At 69.8% G+C, this 4,534-nt stretch carries 2 protein-coding genes and 1 pseudogene; all 3 read right to left on the bottom strand.

From position 1 onward, the window contains the following. Positions 1-77 precede the first annotated feature (77 nt). A pseudogene (locus ACWCO3_RS31935) lies at positions 78-1,139 on the bottom strand (hemolysin family protein); the annotation flags it as partial. After that, complete coding sequence (locus tag ACWCO3_RS31930) at positions 1,136-2,491, bottom strand: hemolysin family protein (protein WP_145784961.1); 1,356 nt, start codon at positions 2,489-2,491, stop codon at positions 1,136-1,138. The gene ACWCO3_RS31930 and the pseudogene ACWCO3_RS31935, both read right to left, overlap by 4 nt. A gap of 200 nt (positions 2,492-2,691) precedes the next feature. Then, positions 2,692-4,534 (bottom strand): fibronectin type III domain-containing protein (locus tag ACWCO3_RS31925; protein ID WP_450013610.1); only part of this gene is annotated, 1,843 nt, incomplete at its 5' end.

Here is a 4,534-nt window from a genome sequence, read left to right as displayed (position 1 = left end):
GCTCGGTCCTGGTCGAGGCGTTGGCGGTCGGCATCTGCGGCACGGACCACGAGATCATCGCCGGGGACTACGGCGAGGCGCAGGCGGCGTCCGCGCGGGACCGTGTCGGTCTCGTCGTCGAACTCCCCGATGACCTCCTCCAGGAGGTCCTCCAGGGCGACGAACCCGATCGGTCGCGCCGGGCCGCCGCCGTTGCGCACCAACGCGAGCTGCGACTGCCGGGCCCGCATCGCCGCCACGGCCTCGGTGACCGAGGACGTCGCGGGCAGGGTGAAAGCGGGGGTCATCAACTCCCCGGCGGTCGCGGCGCGGCCGGTGGTGACCACCCGTACCGCCTCCCGGACGTGCACCAGGCCACAGACGTCGCCCTGCTCGTCCAGCACCGCCAGGCGGGATCGGCCGCTGTCCCGGCTGACCTCCTCGATCCGGCCGGCCGGATCGTTCCGACGGACGGTGACCATGGTGGCGAACGGCTCCATCACCTGCGCCACCGACGTGCCCTGCAACTCCAGCATGCTGGTCAGCAACTGGTGCTGCTCCGCGCCGAGCAGCCCGTGCTCGCGGGACTGCTCCAGCAGGATCCGCAGCTCGTCCGGGCCGTGCACCTGGGCGAGCTGATCCTGCTGGTTGACCCCGAACAGCCGCAGGATCGCGTTGGCCAGGGCGTTGAGCGCGGACAGCACCGGCCGCGACACCCGGGCGAAGGCCCGGAACGGCAACGCGAGCAGCGTCGCCGAGCGCTCCGCGTCGGTGATCGCCCACGACTTCGGGGCCATCTCCCCCACCACCAGGTGCAGGAAGGTCACCACTCCGAGGGCGAAGACCAGGGCGATCAGGTGGCTGGCCGCGTCCGGCAGGCCCACAGCGTGCAGCAGTGGGCTGAGCAGGTGCTCGATCGCCGGCTCGGCCAGCGCACCGAGACCCAGGGTGCACAGCGTGATGCCGAGCTGCGCACCGGCCAACATCAGCGACAGCTCGCGGACGCCGTCCAGCGCGGCGCGTGCCGCCCGACCGCCGTTCGCCGCCGCCTGCTCCAGGCGGTACCGCTTGCTGGCCACCAGGGCGAACTCGGCGGCCACGAAGAACCCGTTCAGCGCCAGCAGGATCACCGAACTGAACAACGCGATCCCGGGGCTCATGCGGTCACCTCGGGTTTGCTCAGCTGCAACCGCACCGAGTCGGCCACGTGCCGGTCCACGGCCAGCACCTCGACCAGCGCGCGGGGCTCCGCGTCGTTGACCTCGCCGTCCGCGCCCTCCGGCAGCAGGCTGATCTCCAACCGGTCACCGACCTCCGGCACCCGGCCCAACTCCCGCATCACCAACCCGGACAGGGTGTCGTACTCCGGCGCCTCGGGCAGGGCGATTCCGGTGCTGTCGGCGACCTCGTCGATCCGCCAGCGCGCCGGCACCACCCAGGACCCGTCGTCCTGTCGGGCGGGTGCCCGCTCCGGTGGGTCGTCCTCGTCGCGGATCGGGCCGACCAACTCCTCGGCGATGTCCTCCAGGGTGATGACGCCGGCGAAGCCGCCGTACTCGTCAACGACGCAGGCCATCTGCCGGTGACCGGACCGCAGGCGGTCCAGCACCGTGGGCAGGGGCAACGTCTCCGGTACGAGCAGCGGCGGCCCCGCCACCGCGCTCACCGGGGTGGTCGCCCGCTCCCCCGGGGGTACGCCGAGCACGTCGGCGATGCCGACGACGCCGATCAGGTCGTCGACGCCCTCCGCACCGCGTACCGGGAAGCGGGAGTGGCCGGTGTCCAGCAGCTCGACCACCCGGCTGACCGGCTCGTGCGCCCGTACGGTGTGTACGTCGACCCGGGGCACCATGGCCTCGCCGGCGGTCAGCTCGCGGAAGTCCAGACCTCGGTCGAGCAGCGTGGACATCTCGGCGTCCAGGCTGCCCTCCTCGCGGGACTCGGCGATGATCTGCTCCAGGTCGGCCGGGGTGGCGCCACTGGGCAGCTCCTCGATGGGTTCGATGCCGATGCGGCGCAGCAGCCGGACCGAGGCCCGGTCGAAGAGCCGGATCAGCGGCCCGGCCACGGCCAGGTAGATGAGGGTGGAGCGGCTCAGCGCCCGGGCCAACTGCTCGGCCCGTGCGATGGCCAGGTTCTTCGGCGCCAGCTCACCGAGCACCATCTGCACGATGGTGGCGATGACCAGGGCCAACGCCACCGACAGCGGCAGGCTGACCGCCTCGCTGACGCCGGCAACGCCGAGCAGGTCGGCGAGGCCACCACCCAGGTACGGCTCGGCGACGTAACCGACCAGCAGGGCGGTGACGGTGATGCCGAGTTGAGCGCCGGAGAGCATGAAGGAGAGCCGGCTGGTGACGGTCAGGGCCCGGGCGGCGGCCTGGTCGCCGTCATCGGCGAGCTGACGCAGCTTGCCCCGGTCCACGGCGACGTAGCCGAATTCCTGCGCCACGAAGTAACCGGTGGCGGCAGTGAGAACAACGATCAAGAGGAGACCAACGACGATCAACACGGGTCGCTCAGGGCTCCCGGGGTCGTCGGTACGGGAATATGCCGGGCACGACCCGGCTGGCTACTGCTGCCCTCCTGGGCAGAAGAGTCGATCATGCCGCCATTTTATCCGCCCCGGCTGAAGGACCGCTGGGAGATGGTCGCGATGCGGGCAGCCGGCCCAGGACGGAGTCCGGGGCCGGCTGCCCGGTTGGTGCGGGGTCAGTACAACCAGTTGCACTCGGAGGTACCGCCGTAGCGACGCCCCGTATCGAAGACGAAGTATCCGCCCCAGTAGAGATTGGCCTCTTTCTCGAACCTGTTCGCCTCGTAGGGGTTCCCGGTCGTCAGTCTCGAGTAGGCCGACTGAATTCCGTAGTCCGCCAGGAAGTTCGCCGCGGACAGGTATCGCGCGTACGCGTCGGAATGGATCACCTCGTGCCGTGGGAGATCCGGGCCCCTGATGTCGGCAGAGGTCCGTCCGTAGCCGAAGCGGATGTTCGCCCGCTTGTACGCCTCACACCGCAGGCGGGCCCGGTACGAACTCTCGCTCCCACCGTAGAAGAAGTAGTCTCCGACGGTTGCCGGTTGATCTCCTGCCGGGGAGGTGCCGTAGCACACCCGCGAGCCGAAGCCCGGGTCACACCAGCTTCCGCCCCCCAATACCCGGGTGGCGACGAGGTTACTGCCGTTGAGGTCGTTTCCGCCGCGGGTCCTCGCGTACTCGGACCGGTCGACGATCGCCTCGGCGATCGGGGAGTCGGCGCTCTCCCCGGACATGTTGAAGGCGACCACCCGGAACTCATGCAACTCGCCGTCCGAGAATCCGTACCTCAGGGAGGCGGAGGTGCCCGTGGCAGGCAGTGGCAGACGAATCCAGTGCCAATCCCCGGCAGTCCGGTATTCCATCCAGTAGTACACACCGGGGGTGCTACTCCTGGTCCAGCTCAGGTTCACCTGGCTGACCCCGTTGGAGCTGGCGGAGAGCGACGACACGCGCGTGGGCACGGGCGGCATGGGTTTGGCCGAGGCGACGTTGCTCGGCGTGCTGTCACCGGACATGTTCGTCGCCCGCACCCGGAAGTTGTACGTGGTGCCGTTGCCCAGGTAGCCGGCGACGAAGGTGCAGCACGACGTGATCGGCACCTTGACCCTGGTCCAGGTCGACGAGGTGCTCGTCTTGTATTCGACCAGGTAGTAGACGTTCGGCGTCGGACTCCTGGTCCACGTCAACGTCACCTTGCCGTTCCCGGCCGCCGCACTCAGCCCGGACGGTGCCTGCGGGAACGGCGGCATGGGCCGGGCCGACGCGGTGTTGCTCGGAGAACTGTCCCCCGCCTGGTTGGTGGCACGTACCCGGAAGTCGTAGGTCGTGCCGTTGCCGAGGTACCCGGCCACGAAGGTGCAGCACTGGGTGACCGGCAACTTGAGCCGGGTCCAGTTCGCCGCGCCGGAGACCCGGTACTCCACGAGGTAGTACACCTTCGCCGTGGAGCTGGCCGTCCATCGCAGCGTCACCTTGCCGTCGCCGGCACTGGCGGTCAGGCCGGACGGCGCCTGGGGGAACGGCGGGAGAGGGGTCGCCGCCGCGACGTTACTTGTCGCCGACTGACCGGCCATGTTGCTGGCCGCGACCTTGAACTCGTAGCGGTGGCCGTTGGTGAGGTAGCCCGCGGTCATCGTGCAGCAGGTCGCCGGCAGTGCGACCTTCTGCCAGGACTGTCCCGCGGTCGTGTCGCGGAGGTAGACGTCGTAGTAGACGCCGCCGGTCGGGCTCGCCGTCCAGTTCAAGACGACCTTTCCGTCCCCCGAGGTGGCGGTGAGGCCGGACGGTGCGGCCGGTACCGGCGGCAGGGGCTTGGCGCTGGCCACCGACGTCGGCGTGGACTCCCCGGCGCCGTTGATGGTGGTGACCTTGAACTCGTAGACATCGCCGTTGGTGAGGTAACCGGCGGTCATGGTGCAGCAGGTGGTGACCGGACTGGCCACCTTCTGCCAGGACTGACCGGCGCTCGCGTTGCGCAGATAGACCTGGTACCAGGAACCGCCGGTCGGGCTGGCCGTC

This window comes from Micromonospora sp. NPDC002411 (assembly GCF_053592955.1).
Note: the sequence above shows the minus strand (reverse complement) of the source record. Positions and strands in the feature narration are given on the sequence as shown.